This window comes from Desulfuribacillus stibiiarsenatis (assembly GCF_001742305.1).
Lineage (GTDB): Bacteria > Bacillota > Bacilli > Desulfuribacillales > Desulfuribacillaceae > Desulfuribacillus_A > Desulfuribacillus_A stibiiarsenatis.
The window spans coordinates 34373-55223 of the sequence record NZ_MJAT01000002.1 but is presented as its reverse complement, the minus strand read 5'-3'; the positions used below and the strand labels follow the sequence as shown (position 1 = coordinate 55223).

21 protein-coding genes are annotated in these 20851 nt (G+C 39.7%); 13 read left to right on the top strand and 8 right to left on the bottom strand.

Going from position 1 to position 20851, the window contains the following annotated elements; all coding sequences use genetic code 11:
* Positions 1–79: 79 nt before the first annotated feature.
* From BHU72_RS02140 to BHU72_RS02125, 4 genes are all read left to right on the top strand, one after another.
* Positions 80–1930, top strand: a complete 1851-nt coding sequence (locus BHU72_RS02140; protein ID WP_069700984.1) for a TRC40/GET3/ArsA family transport-energizing ATPase — start codon at positions 80–82, stop codon at positions 1928–1930.
* Between the two features lie 183 nt (positions 1931–2113).
* On the top strand, positions 2114–2368 hold the full coding sequence (locus BHU72_RS02135) for an SGNH/GDSL hydrolase family protein (protein WP_069700983.1): 255 nt from the start codon (positions 2114–2116) through the stop codon (positions 2366–2368).
* Between the two features lie 10 nt (positions 2369–2378).
* Positions 2379–2693: an arsenite efflux transporter metallochaperone ArsD gene (gene arsD, locus BHU72_RS02130; protein WP_069700982.1), complete on the top strand. Its 315-nt coding sequence runs from the start codon at positions 2379–2381 to the stop codon at positions 2691–2693.
* Between the two features lie 346 nt (positions 2694–3039).
* Positions 3040–3570 (top strand): hypothetical protein, encoded by a 531-nt coding sequence (locus BHU72_RS02125; RefSeq protein ID WP_069700981.1) that lies wholly within the window; start codon positions 3040–3042, stop codon positions 3568–3570.
* A 76-nt stretch (positions 3571–3646) separates the two neighbouring features.
* On the opposite strand, the gene BHU72_RS02120 is transcribed toward BHU72_RS02125, so the two are convergent.
* The gene (locus BHU72_RS02120; protein WP_069700980.1) at positions 3647–5581 is read right to left on the bottom strand and encodes an aconitate hydratase; all 1935 of its coding nucleotides are present in this window, start codon (positions 5579–5581) and stop codon (positions 3647–3649) included.
* 71 nt (positions 5582–5652) lie between these two features.
* Positions 5653–6456 carry an IclR family transcriptional regulator gene (locus tag BHU72_RS02115; protein ID WP_069700979.1) on the bottom strand — a complete coding sequence of 268 codons (804 nt, stop codon included), beginning with the start codon at positions 6454–6456 and terminating at the stop codon, positions 5653–5655.
* A 211-nt stretch (positions 6457–6667) separates the two neighbouring features.
* Between BHU72_RS02115 and trmL the strand changes: the two genes are divergently transcribed.
* A complete protein-coding gene (trmL, locus tag BHU72_RS02110) occupies positions 6668–7129 on the top strand; it encodes a tRNA (uridine(34)/cytosine(34)/5-carboxymethylaminomethyluridine(34)-2'-O)-methyltransferase TrmL (RefSeq protein WP_069701052.1) in 462 nt (153 codons plus the stop codon).
* A gap of 137 nt (positions 7130–7266) precedes the next feature.
* On the opposite strand, the gene BHU72_RS02105 is transcribed toward trmL, so the two are convergent.
* Together BHU72_RS02105 and uppP are read right to left on the bottom strand one after the other, a co-directional pair.
* Positions 7267–8265, bottom strand: a complete 999-nt coding sequence (locus tag BHU72_RS02105) for an arsenic resistance protein (RefSeq protein WP_245671835.1) — start codon at positions 8263–8265, stop codon at positions 7267–7269.
* A 105-nt stretch (positions 8266–8370) separates the two neighbouring features.
* Positions 8371–9177 (bottom strand): undecaprenyl-diphosphatase UppP, encoded by an 807-nt coding sequence (uppP, locus tag BHU72_RS02100; RefSeq protein WP_069700978.1) that lies wholly within the window; start codon positions 9175–9177, stop codon positions 8371–8373.
* 446 nt (positions 9178–9623) lie between these two features.
* On the opposite strand from uppP, the gene mgtE reads away from it, so the two are divergent.
* The 3 genes from mgtE to BHU72_RS02085 all read left to right on the top strand — a co-directional run bounded on the left by mgtE (position 9624) and on the right by BHU72_RS02085 (position 13725).
* Positions 9624–10988 carry a magnesium transporter gene (mgtE, locus tag BHU72_RS02095; RefSeq protein WP_069700977.1) on the top strand — a complete coding sequence of 455 codons (1365 nt, stop codon included), beginning with the start codon at positions 9624–9626 and terminating at the stop codon, positions 10986–10988.
* Between the two features lie 220 nt (positions 10989–11208).
* Positions 11209–12963 (top strand): UbiD family decarboxylase, encoded by a 1755-nt coding sequence (locus tag BHU72_RS02090; RefSeq protein ID WP_069700976.1) that lies wholly within the window; start codon positions 11209–11211, stop codon positions 12961–12963.
* Between the two features lie 9 nt (positions 12964–12972).
* Positions 12973–13725, top strand: a complete 753-nt coding sequence (locus BHU72_RS02085) for a lysophospholipid acyltransferase family protein (protein ID WP_069700975.1) — start codon at positions 12973–12975, stop codon at positions 13723–13725.
* Positions 13726–13840: 115 nt separating this feature from the next.
* Here the strand turns inward: BHU72_RS02085 and BHU72_RS02080 are convergent, their stop codons facing one another.
* The 4 genes from BHU72_RS02080 to BHU72_RS02065 form a co-directional block, all read right to left on the bottom strand.
* Entirely contained in the window at positions 13841–14329 is a 489-nt protein-coding gene (locus BHU72_RS02080) for a ferritin-like domain-containing protein (RefSeq protein WP_245671836.1), read from the bottom strand.
* A 68-nt stretch (positions 14330–14397) separates the two neighbouring features.
* Positions 14398–15963, bottom strand: a complete 1566-nt coding sequence (locus BHU72_RS02075) for a GMC family oxidoreductase (protein ID WP_176720377.1) — start codon at positions 15961–15963, stop codon at positions 14398–14400.
* 39 nt (positions 15964–16002) lie between these two features.
* Positions 16003–16626, bottom strand: a complete 624-nt coding sequence (locus tag BHU72_RS02070; protein ID WP_069700973.1) for a gluconate 2-dehydrogenase subunit 3 family protein — start codon at positions 16624–16626, stop codon at positions 16003–16005.
* Positions 16627–16638: 12 nt separating this feature from the next.
* Entirely contained in the window at positions 16639–17061 is a 423-nt protein-coding gene (locus tag BHU72_RS02065; protein ID WP_069700972.1) for a hypothetical protein, read from the bottom strand.
* Positions 17062–17281: 220 nt separating this feature from the next.
* Here BHU72_RS02065 and BHU72_RS02060 point away from each other — a divergent pair, with 220 nt between their 5' ends.
* The 5 genes from BHU72_RS02060 (at position 17282) to BHU72_RS15565 (ending at position 20702) form a co-directional block, all read left to right on the top strand.
* A complete protein-coding gene (locus tag BHU72_RS02060) occupies positions 17282–17491 on the top strand; it encodes a zinc ribbon domain-containing protein (RefSeq protein ID WP_069700971.1) in 210 nt (69 codons plus the stop codon).
* Positions 17492–17706: 215 nt separating this feature from the next.
* Entirely contained in the window at positions 17707–18087 is a 381-nt protein-coding gene (locus BHU72_RS02055) for a metal-dependent transcriptional regulator (protein WP_069700970.1), read from the top strand.
* Positions 18088–18186: 99 nt separating this feature from the next.
* Positions 18187–18399 carry a FeoA family protein gene (locus tag BHU72_RS02050; RefSeq protein ID WP_069701049.1) on the top strand — a complete coding sequence of 71 codons (213 nt, stop codon included), beginning with the start codon at positions 18187–18189 and terminating at the stop codon, positions 18397–18399.
* A gap of 140 nt (positions 18400–18539) precedes the next feature.
* Positions 18540–20540, top strand: a complete 2001-nt coding sequence (feoB, locus tag BHU72_RS02045) for a ferrous iron transporter B (protein ID WP_069701048.1) — start codon at positions 18540–18542, stop codon at positions 20538–20540.
* 9 nt (positions 20541–20549) lie between these two features.
* Positions 20550–20702 (top strand): FeoB-associated Cys-rich membrane protein, encoded by a 153-nt coding sequence (locus BHU72_RS15565; RefSeq protein WP_141709226.1) that lies wholly within the window; start codon positions 20550–20552, stop codon positions 20700–20702.
* Positions 20703–20851: the final 149 nt, after the last annotated feature.

The following is a 20851-nucleotide window of genomic DNA, read 5'->3' as shown; positions in this document are numbered from 1 at the left end:
AAGACTTGATAATGTCTTTGAGATAAAAAATATAGAATATGCAAAAGATAGAGTGTAAGAAACACTGAGGAGGATATATATGACAGCTCCAAAGACAAAGTTTTTCTTCTTTTCTGGTAAAGGTGGAGTAGGGAAGACATCCACAGCTTCAGCAACGGCAGTATATTATGCAAACCTAGGCAAGAAGACACTACTTGTAACGACTGACCCAGCGTCCAATGTAGCAGATGTATTTATGCAACCTATCGGTCATAAAATCACTGAAATTTCAGAGATTACGAACCTTTCAGCAATGGAGATTGACCCAGTACAGGCGACAGTCGAGTACCGTAATCGCACATTGGAACCGATGCGTCAAATCCTCCCACCGCAGATTCTTGATGTGGTAGAGGAAGAATTGAATTCTCCGTGCACAGAAGAGATTGCATCCTTTGATCGATTCATTGATTTTATGGAATCTTCCGATTTTGATGTAATTATCTTTGATACCGCACCAACGGGACATACACTGAGAATGCTAGAATTGCCTATTGATTGGGCGAAACATATTAAGGAAGCGGAGCAAGGAAGTGGCCAGACCTGCATGGGTCCAGTACAATTATTACAAGGGGCACGGGAGAAGTATGAACGTGCGATTTCATTGATGCGAGATCAAGATATTACGACTTTCGTGTTCGTTGCTCACCCGGAAGCTACGCCATTAAATGAAATGAAGCGGTCGAGTGAAGAATTAAAGCGAATTGGTATTATTCCGAGCCAGTTAATCATTAACGGTATATTGCCACCAGAAGTTCATAGTAGCCCATTCTTTAAGAAACGTAGTGAAATGCAGCAACGATATTTAGAAGCTACGGAAAAGGAATTGGATATCCTTATTAAAAAGGTTCCACTGCTAAATGTAGAAATTCGCGGCAAAGACGCTTTACTTCGATTGGGCAAAATTCTATATGATGCGCAATATGTAGATCCTATTTTCCAAAAAGCAAATGGGGAGACAACAGAACAAGGGAAGAAACATATTATCAGTAATCCTGATGCAACACATATCGTGTTACCTGCCCAAGGGCATAAACAGCGAGTCATGTTATTCGCTGGTAAAGGCGGAGTAGGGAAAACGTCAATTGCTTGCGCAACAGCTGTATGGTCCGCGTTAAAAGGTAGAAAAACGCTACTAGTGACGACTGACCCAGCATCTCACTTAAGCAATGTATTCGAGCAGCCAATTGAGGAACAAATTACAGTGGTTGAACACATTGATAACCTTCATGCAACACGAATCAATCCGAAAAAAGCCCTTGCAGAGTATCGTGATGAGATTATCGCAGATGCAAAAGATAAGTATTCCGAGGATATGGTGGCTGTTCTTACGGAACAATTGGATTCTCCGTGTACAGAAGAGATGGCATCTTTCCACAAATTCATTCAATATATGGTTGGCTTTGAGGATCAATACGAGGTAGTCGTTTTTGATACAGCACCTACAGGACATACTTTGCGTTTACTTGAGTTACCAATCAATTGGAACAAAAAGATGGATGCCAAGGAAAAGGGGAATATCGCCGATAAGGATGCAGTCATTCGAGCGAGATTTGAAACTGCGTTAACAAAAATGCGCGATCAGAACCAGACCTCTATGTCTTTTGTCGTATACCCAGAGGCTACGCCAATTTTGGAGGCGCAACGTGCCTCAGAGGAATTGCGTACAGTAGAAATTGGCACATCCCTGGTGGTAGCGAACCTTGTTCTGCCATTAGAGCACTGTAATACACCATTCTTACATTCCCGTTGGGAGTTGCAGCAACGCAACCTACAAGAGATGAAACAACGTTTCGGGGATGCTGAAATACTGCAATTAAGTATGTTTGAGAAGGAAGTAGTAGGTCTAGAAATGCTGAAACAAGCCGCCATAGGTTTATATGGTGAGATTTAATTAATCGCGTTATCCTAGGAAGTAGATTACTACCAGGAAACATGAAACGGCGATTCGATAGTAAAAACATTACATCTAACGGAGGTATTTAAAATGAGTAGCAATAAAATTGAAGCAATTATCATAGGATTCCCATCATCAGCAGCTTGCGGTTGAGGCCCTAGCTCACAGTGTGCACCGTCGGTGCAAGGACCAGAAGAAGTTGCAGAAATGACGAACGTATTAGCGCAGGAACAAATATCAGCAGATGCCAGTGTGAAATTTATTAATGTGTTCTCACAAGAGGCTGTTCCGTTTTATGATGACATAAAGAAGTTACAAGCAGAAGGTCGTCCTATGCCAGCGCTGTTTATCAATGGCGAACTGAGAATGTCTGCGGCAGATTTAAGTGTGGATGAAGTTCTAAAGGAAATGAAGAAAAGCAATACGATAAATTAGGGGTGATTGGATGTCTAAAGTCAAGATTCAAATTTATGACCCAGCAATGTGCTGTAGTAGCGGGGTATGTGGCCCAAGTGTTGATGAAAAGCTATTAAGGCTCCAAGAAACGATTCTAGAATTAAGCAAGAACTATGCAGATAAGGTCGAAGTCCAACGCTTCATGATTAGTGCTCAGCCGTTTGAATTCATGAATAACACGAAGGTTGCAGAGATTCTTCAAAACGAAGGTGCAGATCAACTCCCACTAGTTTTTGTAGATGGAAATTTGATTTCTCAAAAGGGGTATCCTACGAAAGAAGAAATCATGAGTTATATCAAGTAGTCGTATATTAAGTAGGTCGCATAATAAGTAGTTCGTATATCTAATAAGTTATTCATCCATAAACTAATGAAGTCCTCTAAGCTGCTATTTTAAAGTTTAATCTTTGAAATAGCAGTTTTTTGTATACCAGAATTTTATAAGTAGCTGTGCATTAGCAACACATCAGTAATAAATTATTGTGTCTATGCGTCACGGCAACTAAAGAATTCACCTGCGTTTTAAGGACTTGTTGCATGCCAGAATAAAAATGTTTTAAAAGTAGAGGATAGTAGATATAGAGTAGTAGATATAAAATAGTGGCAAGGATATTAGGTAGGAATAGTAGCATGAAAGGAAGTGCTGTATTATGGCGGCAAGGAGAAACATACAAGTTCCATTTGGATTTGAAGCACCAGACGATAGTGATTTTAAAGGGATAGTATTTGTGATGGATTCTTTTGAAGGAATGACATTGCAGGGGATGCAGAAATTAGTTGCGATAGCAGACGAAAGAAGATTCAACAAGCTAGTGCTTTATCCGCAAAATGAGCAGACGTTGAAACGTTTAGGAATTAAAGAAGAAACACCCTATTACAAAAGGATTGACCAACTGAAAGACCTCATCGAAGAAGCAGGGGCAACGGGACTTGTGACTATCGATCAATGGGAAGGCAAAAGAAAGAAGTATACACCCATCGATACTGCTGTCGATTTTCTGACTAGTAAGCACGAAGGGCCATACTTCTTATGTGTGTATACAACATTAGCGAATCAGATGATTGCCTTTACGTCCTTTCAGACACTGATAAAACAGGTGCGCGTACTTATTATGAACGATGGGAAACATCCACTACGCGAAGAATGGAATGCATGGCAGCATCGCTGGGACTTAATATAAATAGAAAAAGAGCCACCATGTCCTATGGCGGCTCTTTTTGTATGTGCATTTTTATTTAAATTGCTCAAAGATAATACTACTTCGCTTCGGCTTGCATCTTCGTGTAGTTTAACTGTCCGCCTGCAAGAAGGATACTGATTTGTCGTTCAGATAAATCGTACTCGACCGTGAATTCTGTTCCTTTCGTTACGTTCTTCACAGTAATTTCCGTTCCGTTTTGCATCTGCTCACGAATATTTGGAATCTCTAACTCATCCATCTGATCTATCGTTTCGTAGTCTGCTTCGTTTTTGAATGTGAATGGCACAATTCCAAAGTTCACTAAGTTTGCTTTATGAATACGAGCGAACGATTTCGTAATTACCGCTTTTACTCCTAAGTACATTGGAGCAAGGGCAGCATGCTCACGGCTAGAGCCTTGACCATAATTGTGTCCACCAACGATGAATGACATACCAGCAGCCTTTGCACGACTAGGGTATGTTTCATCTACTTGGCAATATACGTATTCAGATATTGCTGGGATGTTTGATCGTAATGGTAGAATCTTTGCACCAGCAGGCATGATATGGTCTGTTGTAATGTTATCTTCTACTTTTAACACAACTGCTGCAGCGATTGTCTCAGGCATTGCGTCATTTAATGGTACTGGCTTGATATTAGGTCCACGTAACACTTCGACCGTACTTGAATCAACTGCAGGAGCTAATACCATACTATCATCAATAATGAACTCTGGTGGAATCGTAACGATTGGATAATCGCCAAGTTCTCTAGGATCAATTAGCTTACCTGTTAGAGCAGCAGCAGCAGCAACTTCAGGGCTCGCTAGATAGATTTGTGCGGACTTCGTACCGCTACGGCCTTCGAAGTTACGGTTAAATGTTCGGACAGACACAGCATCCGTCTGAGGAGCTTGACCCATACCGATACAAGGTCCACAAGCTGCTTCAAGAATACGCGCACCTGCTTTGATTAAATCTGCTAAAGCGCCGTTAGCTGCAATCATTTCGAATACTTGCTTCGATCCTGGTGCAACGACTAGACTTACATCAGGGTGTACATTCTTACCTTTCAGGATTGCTGCTACGCGCATTAAATCCATGTAGGAACCGTTTGTACAGCTGCCGATAGCAACCTGGTTGACAGTAATAGGACCAATATTTTTAATAGTATCCACGTTGTCTGGCATATGAGGCTTAGCAGTCATAGGGACAAGTTCACTTAAGTTGATTTCGATTTCTTCGTCATACGTTGCGTCAGCATCAGGAAGTAGTTCCACCCAATCCTGTGCACGGTTTTGTGCCTTTAAGAACTCTAGTGTAATCTCATCACTCGGGAATAGGGAAGTCGTAGCGCCAAGCTCAGCTCCCATGTTTGTTATAATGGCACGCTCAGGTACTGTTAATGATTTAATACCTTCACCTGTATATTCTAGGATTCTACCAACGCCACCCTTTACAGATAAGCGACGTAATACTTCTAAAATCACGTCCTTAGCAGAAACCCAAGGCTGTAGTTTGCCTGTTAATTTCACATTTAGAATTTTTGGCATTGGTGTGAAGAATGCTCCGCCACCCATTGCAACGGCAACGTCCAGACCACCTGCACCGATGGCAATCATACCAATACCGCCACCAGTTGGGGTATGGCTATCAGAACCAAGTAGGGTTTTACCAGGGATACCAAAACGCTCTACATGTACCTGGTGACTAATTCCGTTACCAGGGCGAGAGAAGTATACTCCGTGCTTTGATGCAACTGTTTGTAGATAGCGATGGTCGTCTGCATTTTCAAAGCCTGTTTGCAATGTGTTATGGTCTACATAACTCACAGATAGATCTGTCATAACCTTTGGTAGGCCCATTGCTTCAAATTGTAAGTACGCCATCGTACCAGTTGCGTCTTGCGTTAATGTTTGATCAATACGGATACCGATTTCTTTGCCAACGGTCATTTCACCTTCCATGAGGTGTTCATTTAAAATTTTTCTTGCTAAATTTTGTCCCATGAGTACACTCCTCTATTGAATCTATTTAATCTAAAGATTTTATTGTTTATTGATCGAATTCCTTAATACATCTAATTCCTAAAGCGCGTGTCGTGACTAGTTATTTGGTTATAGGCAAGCATATTGGATATATGGTTTGCCGATAGTTTCACCTTATTTGCAATGTTTGATAAAAGCTCATTTGGGAACCGATCAATTGGTCCAGATAAGGCTAATGCAGCAGCGATTTTCCCAGTTTCATAGAATACGGGAGCGGCAACAGCTGCGACACCACTTTCGCGTTCTTCAAAGCTAGTGGCATACCCTTGATTGCGTATAATTTGAAGATTTTCACGGTAGGTTTTCATGTCGAATTTCTTCGGCCAGTAAGAACTATTGAAGATATTCTCTTGTTCCTCGACAGGCTTATAAGAAATCAGGATTTTACTTGCGGCACCCACATACAAAGGCATGCGTTGACCGATGATTGCTATTCTACGAACAGTCTGCGTGCTTTCGATGGCGTGCAAACGAACGCGTTCGCCGTGATCACGCACATATAAGCTGACGGTTTCGCCCATTTCATCCCTGAGCTTTTTCATTTCTGGAATCGCTGTTTGAATTAAATCACTGGAACGAGCGGCGTAGCTAGATAATTCGATGATTTTCATACCCAAGCGATATCGATCTTGGTCAGGCACTTTCTCGATAAATCCTCGATGCTCTAAGGAATTTAACAATCGATGCACAGTGCTCTTATGCAGATTCACTTTGTTAGAGATATCCGTTAGAGTTAGGCTTTTTTCATGACCGATAAAGGATGATAAAATATCTAGTGCTCGTTCTACAGAACGGACGGTCATTTTATCGGCATTTAGATTTTCGGAGGTAGGCATTTTCTCACCTCAAGTTTCATTAAGTGCAACTTAGTTTTATTTTGTATTATAGCATAATCGATTTCTATTGGAAAAGTACTTTTTACATGTTAAAATTCGCTTGCAACATGTGTTACAATATTAGAACAGTAATTGCCCTAGATAAGAACAAAATTACAAAAGAAATGCTCACTGTTCGTTTATAATTAAATTTGGAGGAGTTATCTTGTCTATAGAAATCGTCTTAGTAGAACCAGAAATCCCACAGAATACAGGGAATATCGTGCGTACTTGTGCGGCAACGAATATAAAATTACATTTAGTTCATCCAATGGGATTCTCTATTGATGAGAAACAGGTGAAGAGAGCTGGACTTGATTATTGGCATCTAGTTGAAATCGAGGAACATCTCAGCTTACAAGCTTTTATGGAGAAGTATGAAGGGCAACGTCGCATGTTCTATTCGACAACAAAAGCTAAAGATCATTATGCTCAAGTAGAATATCAGGCGGGAGATATGATTCTATTCGGGAAAGAGACGAAGGGTTTGCCAGAGGAATTTATCTTTCAGAATCCAGAACGCAATATCCGAATTCCCATGGGAGAAGAATCACGCAGTTTGAATCTATCCAATGCAGTGGCGATTGTTACTTATGAGGCGTTACGACAAATGAATTTCGAGGGACTGCGATAGTCCCTCTTTTTTTCTTTATAAAAATATTTCATTTTCATCGACTTCATTTTCATCTTCGCGTTCATCTTGCTTTTATATTACCTTATCTTAATTTTCATATAAATTCATTTAATTTTCATATGAATTTCATCTTCACTTTATTCTGCATTCGTTTTGCTGGCTTTTTCTTCGTACAGTTTCCCATGATACTTCGCCAATAGAATTGCAAACTGCTGCTGGAACAAGAAACATAAAGCGACCATTAAAGCGGCATTTGCGCCGAAGGCTGTAACAGCAATACCAAGTCCAATCGATAGATTACGAAGAGCTGTGCCATAGACAAGGGTTATGCCATTTTCCCGCGGAAATGTCCGATATCCTAACCATAAGGAGAAACTGAAATTTATTATATAGAACGCAAGCAGCACCCCTATAGCAACGACTAATAAATGCCAGTCTGCTAAAATGCGGTTTGCATTGATACTAATACTCGTAAATATAATGTAAATCATACCGTACGCTGTAAACCCAGGTAGTATAGGTTTTATTTTTTCTTTGAAGGTTTGTTCCGTGACCTTTTTCATTATTAGTTGATAGGTTATTAACCCTGCTAGTAATGGTACGAATACGACTAGAAGGATGGTCTGCATGATTATGACAATATCAACTGGCACATATTTGCCGACCATGGCTAGCAAATACCAAGGCGCTAATAGGGCCCCGCTTAACAAACCAACGACTGTTAATTGAATCGAGGCCGGGACATTCCCTTTGGCGAGCATTGTAAAAGCAATCGTCATGTTGCCAGTTGGGAGAAGCGCTACTATGGCAAGTCCCGCGAATAAGTCCGGTTCTGTCTGCAAAAACGTGCAGCCAAGGAGATAGGCGACTAACGGGATAAAAGTAAAGTTAATCACCAGTGCTAATTTAAGCAACTTCATGTATTTCAAATTAAACACTTCACTTACCTTAAGTCCAATCATCAATGGATAGACCATTAATATCGAGACAATTAGAACATAATCTTTCAAAAATTTCGTGTCATATTGGGATCCGACAAGAATTCCAAGGATGATTGTTATAGGTATTGTAAAGACGATTTTGCGATTCGGTAGCATAAATAACGTTTTAATCCAAGATTGTGTTGCAGAGACCAAATAAAACACCCCTATCCGTAGTAGTCCTTTGTAGTACATCATACTACAGAAGTCTATATACGTATAGGGGTATGCATATTGAAATATATAATATTGATTGAAAAGTTATCTTAAAAAGAAAAATACAAATCCACTTGCTAAAAAGCAATAATACGCGAAGTAGATAAGTTTACTTCTCTGTAAAAACGCGATTAACCACTTAATTCCGATGATTGCAAAAACAAACGACGCGACAAAGGCGGCAGTCAATTCGAATAGCCCTGCATTAAAGTTCTCACTACTCATATCAGGTAGCATTAACACAATCGAACCTAGGGTCACAGGAATTGATAGAAGGAAAGAAAAACGTACGGCAGTTTCTTTTTCTAGGCCACACCATAAAGCTGCAACTAGAGTACTCCCTGAGCGTGATATGCCTGGAATAATGGCAACTGTTTGGGCAAGACCGACCCAGAACGCATCATAGAAATTCATATTGCCTTCCTTGCGGTTCCCGTATTTGATTACACGTTCAATCAAAACTAGAAATGCACCTGTCATGAATAGAGAAACAGAAACTGTCGTCATCGACTTAAGTGCATCACCCATTTGTTTTTCTAATATGATACCTAATACTCCCGTGAGAAATGTCGCAATGATAATATAGATACTGAACATAAAAGAAGCTTGATATCGGCAATCTCTAGTTCTAATAAACTGGAAGAATTCACTTAGCAAGCGTATAATATCTTTGCGAAAATAAATCATAACAGCTAAAAGAGAACCAATATGTAAGAAAACTTCAAATGCCAATCCAGGGACAGATAAACCGAACATATCCTGTGCGATTACTAGATGGGCCGAACTTGAAATTGGCAAAAACTCTGTAATCCCCTGCACAATCCCTAAAATTACTGCTTCAATCCAATTCACAATAACACTCCTTATGTAACTTCATAGAATATAGCATGATATCAAGAAAACTCAAACCTATGATACCATGTAACTCCATGTATAATCACTTAAAAATTTATTAATTATATCACCCAACCCACATATTGACATAGCTTGTCATGTCATATAAACTGAGATGTGGCTATAAACAACCTCGACTAAACACCTTCGTTGAGGGTGTTTTTTCTCATTTATTATATTAAAAAGAAAGGGTGATTAGAAGTGGACAGTGGTTCGCCTAGTTATAGGAATCATATCAATCATGTTGTGGGAACACTAATAAGCAGAAAATCCATTTCTACACCAGTTTCTCTATAATATAGTTGACGATTAATGTCTGATAATGAATGGTTATTATCTGCTAAAATTAATTTTCAATGTGTATTTAATGAAATGGGTTTCCTTGCCTAAGGGAGGAAATCGTCATGGTAAAACTAGATCAACAAACAAGTGAAGAATACACACGTCTCATAATCCAGGCTATCGATGCGCATAATCAAGAAAAGTTTCGTGAGCTATTCCTAGAATTGCATCCGACTGACCAAATCGATATTTTTAATAATTTCCACGAAAGCCAGAGAACTTTGGTGTATGAGTACCTGACACCTGAAGAATTTGCTGAGATTTTCCAAGGGATGGAACTGAATCAGCAAAAGGATATCGTGAAAGAGCTAGACCAAGAGTATATCGCAGAAACATTAACGAATATGTATGCGGACGATCTTGCTTCCTTCCTTGGAGAATTAGAAGATCAAGAAGCTCAAGATATTATAGATCATCTTGATACGGAAGACATGCAGGAAATTCAAGAATTAATGACATATAAGCCCGATACTGCAGGGGCAATTATGACGACTGAGTATGTGTCGTTGTTTACCACCGATACAGTCGATAAAGTGATGGAATATTTGCGCGAGCACGAACCTGATGCAGAGACAATTTACTACTTATATGTTGTGAATGAATTAAACCAATTAGTAGGGGTTTTATCCTTACGTGACTTAATATTCTCAAAGTTGAATCAAAGAATTGAAGACATCATGGGTACGCGCGTTGTATCTGTGAATGTTGAGACTGACCAAGAGGAAGTTGCAAGAATCATAAGAAAATACGACTTTATCGCGATTCCAGTGGTCAAAGAGGATGGTAGATTAGTCGGGATTGTAACAGTAGACGACGTCATGGACGTTATTGAAGAAGAAATTGCAGAGGACTTCGGGGAGATTACTGCAACCAAGGGTTCCGTAGATGCGAATATCACTTCGTTACAAGCGGCGAAATTACGAGCTCCTTGGATTTTGATGCTGATGTTCCTTGGCCTAATTACTGCGGGAATCATTGGTCAATTTGAGGCGACAATTGAAAAAGCTGTCGTGTTAGCTGGATTTATGCCAATGATTATGGGTTCCGCAGGGAACACCGGTACACAAGCCCTTGCTGTAATGGTTCGTAGTATAGCAATTGGGGAAGTCAACCGCGCAGGCTTACGACAGCTGATACAGCGTGAATTTGGCACTGGTGTTATTTTAGGGGCTATTTGTGGCGTTACGTTGTTAGTGATTATTCCAATTGTTTATGGCAATCTAATTGTAGCATTTATTGTAGCTTTTTCACTGTTTTGCACCTTAAGTGTTGCAACGATTGTAGGAGCGATTATTCCTCTATTTATTGAGCGATTTAATATTGATCCGGCGGTTGCATCTGGCCCGTTTATCACAACATTTAATGATATCATTGGTCTGATGATTTACTTTACAATTGCAACATCGCTATTACAATATATCCAATAAAACGTCATTTTCCATGAAAACAGCATCTTTCAATATATGAAAATATAAAGTAGCAGATTTATCGATAGCGATAGTCTGCTACTTTTTTAATCTTACTATAGCATAGATGAGGTCCTTCAAGTGCGTATTGAACAAGAGTAGGGTTTTTATGATATAATAGGCTGGTGTAATTTTTAGACAAGTTAGAAGTAACGAATGATACATATATAGAGGTGATATTGTGCATAGAAATTTACGAACGTTTTTAGACGTGTTAAAGAAAGAGCAGGATGTTGTTGAAATTGATGCATTAGTCGATCCATATCTTGAAATCCCAGAGATTCATCGACGCGTCATTGAGGATGGCGGCCCAGTATTGCTGTTCAAAAACGTAAAAGGAAGTAACTTTCCTGTTGTAACAAATTTATTCGGTACAGTAAGACGAGTAGAGTTGGCTTTTGGACCAAAGCCAGAACAAATCGTAAAGAATTTAATTGGCGCTATAGAGAAGCTTATGCCACCAACGGTAAAGGCATTATGGGGCGAACGCGAGTTATTCATGGATTTAGCAAAAGTCGGTTCCAAGGTCAAACCATCAGGATCAGTGCTTGAGACATACCATGAGAACTTCGATATGACGACATTACCTGCATTAACGGGATGGCAAGAGGATGGCGGACCGTTTATTACGTTACCGTTAGTATATACAGAACATCCAGAAACGAAAGAACATAATCTAGGCATGTATCGTGTACAAATTCACGAGGCGAAACAAGTCGGTATGCACTGGCAAATACATAAGGGTGGTGGATTTCACCATCACGAAGCAGAAGTTCGGAATCAAGCATTACCAGTAACACTGTTCCTTGGCGGGCCACCAGCGCTGATTATCTCCGCGATTGCGCCACTGCCGGAGAACGTACCTGAATTATTATTTACATCTTTCTTAATGGGCGAGAAATTAGACTTAACGAAACCTAATGATTCGTACCATCGCTTAGTAGCAGAGGCCGAGTTTGCTTTTAGTGGAGTTGTTCCGCCGCACGTTCGCAGACCTGAGGGTCCATTTGGCGACCATTATGGGTATTACTCATTACAACATGATTTCCCAGTATTTAATATTGAACGTGTATGGCATAGAAAAGATGCAATTTTCCCAGCTACAATCGTTGGTAAACCACGTCAAGAAGATTACTACATTGGCGATTATCTACAAAGCCTACTGTCACCAATGTTCCCAGTCGTCATGTCAGGCGTCCGTCAGTTATGGACATACGGTGAAGCTGGATTCCATGCCTTGGCTGGTGCGGTAGTGAGAGAAAGCTATTATAAAGAAGCCCTAGGACATGCATTCCGTATCATGGGTGAAGGACAGCTTACATTAACGAAATTCTTAGTCGTGACAGATGCCAACGTGAATTTAGCAAACTTCAAGGAACTATTTGAAGCGGTTCTGGAGCGTTTCCATCCAGAGAGAGACTTATTAATTATTAATGACTCTTCAATGGATACTTTAGACTATACAGGTAGAGAAGAAATTAATAAGGGTAGCAAGGCAATTATGATGGGAATTGGACAGCCACATCGTCAGTTAGCTCGTGAATACAATGGCGGAACACTACCAGGCATTCATGATGTGAAGGTTTACTGTCGAGGATGTCTTGTTGTCTCAGGAGAATCCTTTGAGAAGAACCCAGACCTGCCAGCGATACTCGTGAAAGAGCAAGAAAAGTTAGGAAATTGGGTAACTGTATTTATCGTGGATGACGCAACGGAAGTGGTAAAGGATCAGACATCGTTCTTATGGACAACTTTTACACGCTTCAATCCTGCCAGTGATATTTTTGCGAACTCAGTGGTACAACATAACAAAATTAAATATAGTGGACCAATTATTGTTGATGCGCGCATGAAACCAGTGTATCCTAAAGAAGTGACCCCAAGGGAAGATATTGTGAAGCTAGTATCAGACCGTTGGAAGGAATACGGAATTTAGGAGGATATCATGTTTCGTACGATTGCCTACGCAATAAAAGTGAGTTTGTATATGGTGTATACCTTCTTTCAATCGATTCGCTATGAACGGTTAGGAAAAGCAGGGAAGACCCAAGAGCAGAAGGAATATCTCAGTTATGTAGCGCGAAGCTGGGCGAAATACTTAATCCATACAACGGGTAGTAGAGTGCAGGTGGAAGGGTTAGAACATGTTCCAGATGGGCCGTGTCTAATCATCAGTAATCATCAAAGCAACTTCGATATTCCATTATTAATTAGTAGCTTAGAGAAACCAATAGGTTTCATCGCAAAAAAAGAATTAGAGAATATTCCGCTTCTATCCGTATGGATGAGACGTTTTGAATGCATATTCATTGACCGCAGTAATAATCGGCAGTCTGTGAAAGCTCTTGCGGATGCAGTAAAAACTTTACAAGCGGGTAGCTCGTTAGTCATATTTCCAGAAGGCACTAGAAGTAAAGGTTCTGGACTTGGGGTCTTTAAAAAAGGTAGTCTACGTCTCGCTGAAAAAAGTGGCGTTCCGATTGTGCCTATCACAATCAATGGTACCTACAAGATGTTAGAAGGGAATCAACCTGTCAGAATTCAAGCTGCTGACGTAAAGGTGAAAATCAGTCCTCCAATTGTAATGGATCAGCTATCGGAAGAGCAGAGAGAGAACCTGTTGGAAGATATTAAAGTGCTTATAGAGAGCAACTTATTAGAGCTTAGAAATTCAGAAATTCAGAAATTTACATTTTAAAAATCAAAAATAGAGTATTTTCTTTATAAAATTATTAGCTTAAAAACAAGAGAACTTGGCATCCGCAATACATACAATGGATGCCAAGTTCTCTTGTTTAGTTAATTTGGTTGTATCACGAAGTGGAGAAACCTTGCTTATCCCACCACTCTTCTTTTAGTTGATCATAGTTCTTCTGGAATTCATCCATATGCTCTGCTTCCCAGTCTACTAGCTTCTCGAATAATGCCTTTGCTTCAGGAATCTCTGATTCTTTGGCTGCTTTTCGATAGAAGTCGATGGCGTTCTTCTCCATGTTAGCACCGATGCCAAAGACAGAGACAGCTAATGAGCCACTTTCTGGAGATACGTTTTTCCAAGTGAATATACGTTTAGGTTGATCAGGTTCTTTCAAGTTTTCAATATCGAGTGTAATGTTTCTATCTGCTTTAATATCCTCATATAAAGACATTAACCAATCTAGATGGGCCTTTTCTTCATTCGCTAAGAACATAAATGCATCCTTCACATCTTCTTCAGTCGCTTTTTCTGCAGCCATTTTGTAGAACTCGTAACCTTCTTTTTCGATTAAAACAGCTTTTTTAATAATTTCTAATTCTTTCATGGACACAAAATCAACTCCTTTACCTACTTATTCTATTTGTAAACTATTATATCTATGCAGCGATTTTGTTACAAGCAATCTGATGCATGATTCTTGATGTATTCAGCCGTTCTTTCTGCAATAGCCATTACCGTAGCAGTCGGGTTGGCGCCAGTGGAAGTGACGAACACGCTAGCGTCACATATAAATAAATTATTCACGTCATGGCTTTGGCAATAAGAATTCACTACAGATTTCGATGGATTACTACCCATACGACATCCACCCATAAGGTGGGCAGTATCAGGAACTACATATTCAACCTTTCCACCTGCAGCCTCTAAGATGTTGCTCATCATCTCAACTGCATGATCAATGAGGCGTAAGTCGTTTTCTCCATAGCTGAAGGTGATCTTTGCACGTGGCACTCCAAGATGATCTTTCTCATCCGATAGAGTCACGTCATTACAGTATTCGGGCATGACGTTGCCTACCATAGTAACACGACCATAATGATTATAATCAAGCATCGTATCACGGAGCTGTTTACCCCAAATATTTGCTCGTGATGCTAATTCGCCAGCAATTCCTAATGGTCTAGCACCGTGAGCGTGTAGCGAATATCCGCTAATAAAGCCGCGATGAATATTCGTTTCGTAGAAATCTTGAGTAGTCGCTAGCACTGGGGTGCCTTTATATAGTCGAATCTCTTCCTTGAATTTCGCATATACATCATGACTACTGTGCGGCATGATTGCCTTGCCAACCCAACCACTACTATTGGCTAACCCATTAGGGTGCTGTGGTGTAGCGGAGTGTAACAGCAGTCGCGGTGTCTCCACGGCATAGGCAGACAAAATAACGATTTTAGCACGCTGTATATATTCTATACCGTTATGGGTGAATCGGACACCGGTCACTTTTCCTGTTGCATTCGACATCACTTCAGTGACAGTCGCGTCGTCTATCACCACCGCTCCCGCAAGAATTGCCTTTGGTATATGTTGAATTAGAGTACTGAATTTTGCATTCGGCATACAGCCCTGATTACAGAACCCACGGTTTATACAAGGGGGTCTGCCTTCAAAAGGGGCAGACAGAATTGCCAGGGGAGCCACGCTTGCTACAATCCCTAAGGTCTTACAGCCATCCATAAACATATATGTATTCGGGCTTAAGGGGTCCCTTTCTGGATATGGATATGGACCGTTGAAATTGCCCCAAGGGAAATACTTAGGACCTGACACGGCAATATCTTTCTCGACTTTTGCGTAAAATGGTTCTAAGTCTTCATAGCTTATTGGCCAATCTTCTCCAACGCCATGTAGTGATTTCATCCGAAAATCCGTGTCATGAAAACGCAAGAAAACGCCAGTAAAATGTACGGTTCCACCGCCGACACCACGTCCAGAGTTATTATGTCCCATAGTTAAGGGGTTGTTGCCAGCGACAATGCGTGTATCGTTCCATGCTAATTGCTGCATCGATAGCTCATCGGAAGCAAAATCGTGCTGAGGATCTCTAGTTGGTCCAGCTTCTATGACAACGACTGTAAAGTTAGCTTCTGCTAGTTCCTTTGCTAGCACACCACCTGCAGCTCCGGCACCAACTATTACAATATCAGCTTCTTGGTTTTGATATTTCCATTGCAACATGTATACCTCCTCTCAATCGATAGAAATCAGGATAGAATACTATGATTTAGGAATAATGATGTCTGGCTTTGGTTCCCATGGATCGAGTTGCCCTTTATTCGTCCGATAATATCCACGTGGATACGCAGGACCACCGTAACCAATTTCAGACCAAATGTTTGGGTGAGAGTAATAGGCATCGACTGTCAAACTCAGTAGTTTTTTGAAGAAGGCTTTCCGAACTTTGGCTGGCCATTGTTCCTGTAAAGGTCCTGTACCGTTACTGACTTCTTGTAAGGTAGCATGTTGGGATGCTTCATTGGATTGCAGAAATTCTAGATAATTATATTGCTGTGATATGGCATCGAGATGATCTAAGCCATCGAGTAGTAACGTTTTAATAGTAGGAATTCCGTCTTCCCTTTGTGCTTCTGGACATTCTGACGCGAGGGTATGATCTATATGTTGGAGTACATACTCCATTACTTCATCGTTATTGTCATCTACTAGGAGACGACATATTTTTTTTAATTTTTCCATTTGTAAAGTACTTAAGGCCTTGGCGGTATAGTTGAACTCTATTCGACCCTTAACAATTTCCTGAGTATGCGGGTCCCAGAACTCCTGATGTTCCATCACGTGATATGTAGAATAGTGCGATTTTTTCCGTGTTTCTGTAGACATACTCCACCTCCGTTATGGAATCATAAGCTGAAAATGATTGACTACTTGCTCGTAGATTGTTAACAAGCCAAGAGTCGATAGAGCGACAAATAAAAGCGGAAGAATAATCGGTGGACCAATCATGAAATTCCGCAGCTTATACCCTTCTACACGGCTTCCGATGCCTTTCACATGATAGTAGAATCCCATGAGTCCATCAGCTAAGCCGATTACCAATAATCCGACATAAAGCCAGAATAGCCATTCTTGTGGTTTTAATGCGTAGGCTCCAGCTACTACAAACATAATCGGTGCGAATATGACAGGGCCCCACATCACCCAGCGATGGAAGTTTTGCCGGTAATGAAACAGTGTGACCTGTATGCCTATTAATAGAAACGTTAAGCTAAGAAATAGAGCAATTGTACGTTCAAGTGACCACGGTAACCAATCCATAGAATACACTCTCCTAATACACGTCAGTCTTATACGTAAATGAATTTAGAATTAGTATGCCATGATTCCTAAATAATATTTCGATTGGTTTTTTGATTTAATTTTTCTATAATATTGTAATGAGATATAATGAAATCAGAGAAAAATGAATCAAAAATTGAATCAAAAATTGAATCAGAGAAAAATGAATTAGAGAAAAGAAGATAAAGGTGGAATTGAAATGCCGATTTTTGATTTACAGTGTAAAGATTGTAAGCATGAGTATCAAGTTCGTGCTTCCTACGAAGAAAGACAGAACGCAAAATGTCCAGCATGTGGGAGTGAGAAGAAGGCTCCTGTGTTCAAGGCAAATGTTAAAGGACCTGTAAGTTCCAGTGGTATTAAAGATACAGGTTGTTCCACCTGTCCAGGCTCTTCGAACTTTGGTTGAGGCTAAATAGATGGATTCGGTGAATCCTTAAAAAGGACATATATCCTAAATGTCGTTTAATGTGCAACAATTTATTAAAATATATTGTATTAGAAACGGATTTATGGTATATTATGATATATATTGAGAATCGTTATCGAATAAACGAAACGATTCAATGGATCAATGTTTAACAAGGCCATTATAGTGGAAGTGACGTTAAACGGAGTGATACAATGAGTAACAGTGAATCTATGGAAATGTATTTAGAAACCATTCATTTACTAGAAAAAAACTACGGTCATGCCCGAAGTGTAGAAATTGCAGAGCGTCTAGGTGTGTCAAAGCCGAGTGTAACAAAGGCGATGAATTCTCTTAAAGACAAAGGATTAGTCAATAAGGAAGCCTACGGAACGATCACATTAACAAAAAAGGGTAAACAGCTCTCCGAGAAAATATATACGAATCATCGATTGTTATCACTTTTTTTTGAACATTCTCTTGAGCTAACAGCGCAAGAAGCGGATGAGAACGCATGTAGAATAGAGCATGTGTTAAGTGATGAGATGCTAGAAGCTATCAAAGGATACTTACGAAAAAACAATATAAAAGATTGATAGATAACTAACTTGGGAGGGATAACAATGGAGAATATTATTAGCGATAGAACTGTGACTAGAACTATAGAGAAAACAGAACAACCATGTGGTCCTGTAATGAATCTTGAGCAGGGAAGGCTTAACACAGAATATATTATTAAAGGGATTAAGACACATGATGAAGAGCTTAAGAGTTTCTTGTTTACGCTTGGATGTTACGAAGGAGAACCAGTAACTATAATCTCTATTCTTTCTGAGAATTATGTCATTTCAATAAAGGATGCAAGATATAGTATTGATAGAGATTTGGCTGAAGCTATTATTATTTAATATTTTTTTTGAAACAAAGTTAACTATGGTTAACATTGTATAGAGTTTTACAAATTCGAGTATCTTTATTCGAGGAGAAGTTAGCCGTGGCTAACTAAATGAAAGATTTGGAGGTAGGTATTGAAGATATGGAGAAAAACATGAAAGTAGCGTTAGCAGGAAACCCGAATAGCGGTAAAACAACGTTATTCAATGCACTAACAGGGAAAGCAGAACAAGTAGGGAACTGGGCTGGTGTAACAGTTGATAAAAAAGAAGGCGAGATTAAGAAAAATCTTAATACTTCCAATGTCCAGATTACAGCAGTAGACCTTCCAGGGGCATATTCAATGTCTCCGTTCACTTCTGAGGAAAGCATTACTAGTAGTTTCGTGAAAAATGAGAATCCAGATGCTATTATTAATATTGTGGATTCTACCAATTTAAGTAGAAGCTTATTTTTCACCACTCAACTTCTTGAATTAGGAATACCAGTTGTTGTCGCATTAAATAAGAGTGACTTAACGAAGAAGAGGCAAACTGCTATAGATGTAAATCAGTTATCTGAATTATTGGGTTGTCCTGTTATTGAAACTGTATCAACCAATGGAACTGACAATGGTTTAGAAACACTTATATCTAAAGTAGTAGAGGTAAAAGGTCAGACTCAAACGGCGCCTTTTAATAGCAAAGGTGTGAATATGTCAGACAAAAAATCTGTGGATGAATTTGATAAAAAACGTTATGACTTTGTCAAAGGCATTGTTGCAAAAGTAGAGGATCGAAAAGTAATTAGTAATGTTCAAACGAAGCAGGATGTTGCTGATAGAATATTAGCCCATAAATGGCTGGGCATTCCAATCTTTGCATTAGTAATCTATGCAGTCTTCTCAATTTCACAGACGCATCTAGGACCACTTTTTGCAGATACGCTTGTTGGTTGGATTGATGAAGTATATGCTTGGGCAGAAGGAATGCTTGGTGAAGATGTATCACCGGTACTTACTGCAATCTTATTAGATGGTATTATTGGCGGTGTTGGAGCTGTTCTTGGCTTCTTACCACTTATCATGGTATTATTTTTCTTATTAGCATTATTAGAAGATTGCGGTTATATGGCTCGTGTTGCTGTTGTTATGGATCGTTTCTTCAAAAAAGTGGGACTATCAGGTAGATCAATTATCCCTATGATTATTGGTACTGGTTGTGGTATTCCAGGCATTATGGCAACGAGAACAATTAAAAATGAAAGACAAAGAAGAACAACTGCAATGTTAACACCTTTTATGCCATGTGGTGCAAAGCTACCTGTAATCGCACTATTTGCAGCAGTATTCTTCGAAGATGCTGCGTGGGTAGGAACGAGTATGTACTTCTTGGGGATTGCTATTATTATTCTAGGGGCTCTCATAGTAGTTAGAATCACTGGTGAAACGCATGTGAAATCATTCTTTATTATGGAATTACCAGAATATAGAATACCAAGTCTTAAAAGAGCTGTAATCACGATGCTTTCAAGAGGTAAAGCCTTTATTATCAAGGCTGGTACAATCATCCTTCTAACGAATGCAGTAGTGCATCTAATGCAAACGTTCAACTGGCAATTTGAAGTTGTCAGTGAAGGTGTAGAAAGCTCAAGCATTCTAGCAAGTATTGCATCACCATTTGCTATTTTATTAATACCATTAGGTTTTGGAGTATGGCAATTAGCTGCAGCAGCGATTACTGGCTTTATTGCAAAAGAAAACGTAGTTGGTACATTAGCAGTAGTATACGGAATCACGAACTTTATTGATACTGAAGAATTCGTTCTATTATCTGGTGGAGAAAGTGTTGCGAGTGTTATGGGATTAACTTCAGTAGCAGCACTTGCGTACTTAATGTTTAACTTGTTTACACCACCGTGCTTTGCCGCTATTGGTGCTATGAACTCTGAGATGGAGAATAGAAAGTGGTTATGGGGTGGCGTTGCGTTCCAATTCGGTATGGGTTATGTCGTAGCGTTCATGACGTATCAGCTAGGAACTTTGGTAACAACAGGTGCTTTAGGTGTTGGCTTCTTACCAGGCTTAATTGCTGTAGGAGGAATCATCGGTACTGTTGTATATCTTATGATAAAAGGTAACGAAAAGGCAGATCAATCAATAGGCATAAGTGCTTAGGAGGGTATTATGACAGATGCAATTGTAATTCTTGTTATAGTAGCAATCGTTGGCGCCGCAATCGCAAAGATTGTCATTGAAAAGAAAAAAGGCGCCAAATGCATTGGCTGCCCAAGTGGTGGAGCTAGCAGTAAACACAATTGCGGTTGTGACAATCATTAGTAACGTAATGATTGAAAAGCAGTACATTATAATCTAAATATTTTTCAGTTAGTTCAAACTGTCGAGAAATAATTCTCGGCAGTTTTTTTGCGCTTACAAATATTTTAAGCTTGGATATTATCAGACAATCAGCAACATTCCCCTATAAG

Coding starts and splice junctions, on each gene's coding strand:
- BHU72_RS02085 (WP_069700975.1), top strand. CDS start 12,973: ATGTTTCGTACGATTGCCTACGCAATAAAAGTGAGTTTGTATATGGTG.
- BHU72_RS02060 (WP_069700971.1), top strand. CDS start 17,282: ATGCCGATTTTTGATTTACAGTGTAAAGATTGTAAGCATGAGTATCAA.
- BHU72_RS02050 (WP_069701049.1), top strand. CDS start 18,187: ATGAATCTTGAGCAGGGAAGGCTTAACACAGAATATATTATTAAAGGG.
- arsD (WP_069700982.1), top strand. CDS start 2,379: ATGTCTAAAGTCAAGATTCAAATTTATGACCCAGCAATGTGCTGTAGT.
- BHU72_RS02070 (WP_069700973.1), bottom strand. CDS start 16,626: ATGTCTACAGAAACACGGAAAAAATCGCACTATTCTACATATCACGTG.
- BHU72_RS02115 (WP_069700979.1), bottom strand. CDS start 6,456: ATGCCTACCTCCGAAAATCTAAATGCCGATAAAATGACCGTCCGTTCT.
- BHU72_RS02065 (WP_069700972.1), bottom strand. CDS start 17,061: ATGGATTGGTTACCGTGGTCACTTGAACGTACAATTGCTCTATTTCTT.
- BHU72_RS02080 (WP_245671836.1), bottom strand. CDS start 14,329: ATGAAAGAATTAGAAATTATTAAAAAAGCTGTTTTAATCGAAAAAGAA.
- BHU72_RS15565 (WP_141709226.1), top strand. CDS start 20,550: ATGACAGATGCAATTGTAATTCTTGTTATAGTAGCAATCGTTGGCGCC.
- BHU72_RS02075 (WP_176720377.1), bottom strand. CDS start 15,963: ATGTTGCAATGGAAATATCAAAACCAAGAAGCTGATATTGTAATAGTT.
- BHU72_RS02120 (WP_069700980.1), bottom strand. CDS start 5,581: ATGGGACAAAATTTAGCAAGAAAAATTTTAAATGAACACCTCATGGAA.
- BHU72_RS02055 (WP_069700970.1), top strand. CDS start 17,707: ATGAGTAACAGTGAATCTATGGAAATGTATTTAGAAACCATTCATTTA.
- BHU72_RS02125 (WP_069700981.1), top strand. CDS start 3,040: ATGGCGGCAAGGAGAAACATACAAGTTCCATTTGGATTTGAAGCACCA.
- feoB (WP_069701048.1), top strand. CDS start 18,540: ATGAAAGTAGCGTTAGCAGGAAACCCGAATAGCGGTAAAACAACGTTA.
- mgtE (WP_069700977.1), top strand. CDS start 9,624: ATGGTAAAACTAGATCAACAAACAAGTGAAGAATACACACGTCTCATA.
- BHU72_RS02140 (WP_069700984.1), top strand. CDS start 80: ATGACAGCTCCAAAGACAAAGTTTTTCTTCTTTTCTGGTAAAGGTGGA.